Below are 2410 nucleotides of genomic sequence, written 5' to 3' on the forward strand. Positions count from 1 at the left end.
CTAAGGCGCGGCGCAGCTTGTAGCGCTGGTGCACGATGGCCTGCAACACCTCTGCCGCCTCCGCCGTGATACGCCTGGCCAGAAACAAATCGTCCACGATCAGCAAATCCGGCTTGACCCACTCTCGCAGCATGCACGCCCTGTCCTGGCTGCCCGCCAGCGCATACCGCGCAAACTCGGTGTCCGCTTCCAAATACCGCACGTCATAGCCCTGCAGCGTCGCCTGGTATGCCAGCGCCTTGGCCACATGGCTCTTGCCTGTGCCCGGTTTGCCCACGATCAAGGCGTTGGCCCCCTCGGTGATGAACTTCAAGGTGTGCAACTCAAAGCACGCGGCGCGGGGTATCTTGGGGTTAAAGCGCCAGTCCAAGTCCGCCAATGAGGCCCGCTCATCGAGCCCTGAGCGCTTGTATCGGCGATCCAGCAGCACCGACCTGCGCCGCTCCAACTCGTCTTGCAGCAAGGCGGCAAAGGTCTCCAGGAACAGCTCCTGGCTGGCCTGGGCCTGCATGGCCCGGGTGGTCAGCGTTTGCTGCATGCCCGACAAGCGCAGCTGGCGCAAAGCGTTGTCGATCTCGGTCATGTTCATGCCTGACCTCCTGCTGTGTCATCCATGGCTTTGGCCACCACCGCGCTGGCGACCAGGGCCGCGTGGGTGAATAAATCCGCATACTCGTCGGCCTGGCGAATGAGCTCATGCTGCTGGGCCAGAGAGTCTTCGTGGACAATGTCACAGGTAACACCACCGCCACCGCCACCACCACCGGCATGGTTATTGGTTGATGCCTCGTGCATGGCCGCCATGGCGTCTGCAAACAAACGCTCGGCCAAGGCCTTGACATGTTTGTAGCTGTAGACCCCTTGCTCCAAGGCCTGGGCGCAGGCGCTGTCAACGCAGACCGCCGGGTAGCGTTTGGTCAAACCCACGATGCCCCAGAGCTTTCTTTGGCCCACCCGACCCTCGGCTGCAAACATCAGCTCACACAGTCGGCTGGCATGCTCTCCAATTTGCCCTGCTTGGCGCAAGATTTGTCGTGTCTCGCGCGACGGGTTGAACACCCGCTCGTCTGCGGGCAACACCACAGAGCCTGGCCGCTCGGCTTTGGCATGGGTGCGTAGTAAAGCGCCTTGCAGATCTCGGATCTCGATACGCCGCTCAAAGATGCGCACCAGCACTTTGGAGCCTATGGCCGCAGGGCGTGCGGCGTAGCTGCTGTGATCGACCCGCACGCAACTGTCATCGCACACGGTACGGGCCTGCTGACTGAAGTACTGCATGCCCAGCAGGGGCAGGGGCAAGAGGTGCGCGCGTTCGGCCTCGAACATGGCCTGCACCTGTTGGCGCTCAGTTCCGTGGATGCGTTTAGAGGCCCAATTCGTTTCCCAATGCTCTAGGAACTCGTTCTGTGCCTCAATTGTTTCAAAGCGCTTGCCCTTCAAGGCGGTGGCCTGGGTGTGGCCGATGGCGTGCTCGACTGTGCCCTTGCGGTTAGGGTCGCGCACGCGGGCCGGGTCGGCCAGGGCGCCGTAGTGCGCCAAGGTGGCTGCGTACACGGGGTTCAACTCAGGCTCGTACAGGTCGGGCTTGAGCACGCCCTCCTTGAGATTGTCTAAAACGACGTACTGGGTGCAGCCGCCAAAGTAGCGAAACGCCTGCTCGTGCAACTGAGCCCAAACGTGTTGGCCGGACTTCCAGACCACTCGGCGGAAACTGCGCCGGGAGTGGCGCAATGTGGCGACAAACAAGCGGGGCTTCTTGTAGCGCTCGGTGCCTGGCACCAGCGTGGGTGCCCCTTCACCGTAATCGACCTGCATCTCTTCGCCAGGCACAAAGGACAGGCGGTCAAACTGTTCGGGCTCTTTGTGGCGCAGCTTGGCGGCAAAGCGTTTGACGGAGTTGTAGGCGGCGGTGAAACCGTGCGAGTCGACCAAGTCCTGGTAGATGGCTGTGGCGTTGCGGCGAAGGCGCAGTTGGGCCTCAATGAACTCACGGTGGACTTCGCACAGGCTGGTAGAAATGGACGCGGGAGCCGGTGGCCAGGGTGGGGGAGTTTGAGTGGCTACAGGCCCAGCATCGGTATTGGGGACCGGGTCTGAGCCGGTGGCCACCCCGGGGGAATTTGAAATCTCGGCCAGCCAGCGGGTGCGATAACTTCGCACGGTTTTGCGGTCGATGCCGGTGATGCGGGCGATCTCGCGCCCGGGGGTGTTGCGCTCTAGCAGGGTGTAGACGGTAGCGCGTTGGTTGGGTTTCAAGACATTCACTCCTTGGCCTTCCTTCGAGGAGGGCCAGAACATGCGTCCTGCCAACAGGTGCCGACGGTGTCGGCTTTGAACCCCTGTCCCCGATCAATTCAGGTGGGGGATTTTGAAGTGGCCATAAGTGGGGGAATTTGGGTGGCCATCAGGG

Annotated in this window: 2 protein-coding genes; both read right to left on the minus strand. The window is 62.0% G+C overall.

Going from position 1 to position 2410, the window contains the following annotated elements; all coding sequences use genetic code 11:
- The coding region (locus B9Z45_RS16475; RefSeq protein ID WP_108408280.1) for an ATP-binding protein at positions 1-589 on the minus strand (589 nt) is incomplete at its 3' end.
- Complete coding sequence (gene istA, locus B9Z45_RS16480) at positions 586-2265, minus strand: IS21 family transposase (protein ID WP_108408281.1); 1680 nt, start codon at positions 2263-2265, stop codon at positions 586-588. The genes istA and B9Z45_RS16475, both read right to left, overlap by 4 nt.
- Positions 2266-2410 lie beyond the last annotated feature (145 nt).

Origin of the sequence: Limnohabitans sp. 2KL-17, from assembly GCF_003063415.1 — a bacterium.
In the GTDB taxonomy this organism is placed as follows: Bacteria; Pseudomonadota; Gammaproteobacteria; order Burkholderiales; family Burkholderiaceae_C; genus Limnohabitans_A.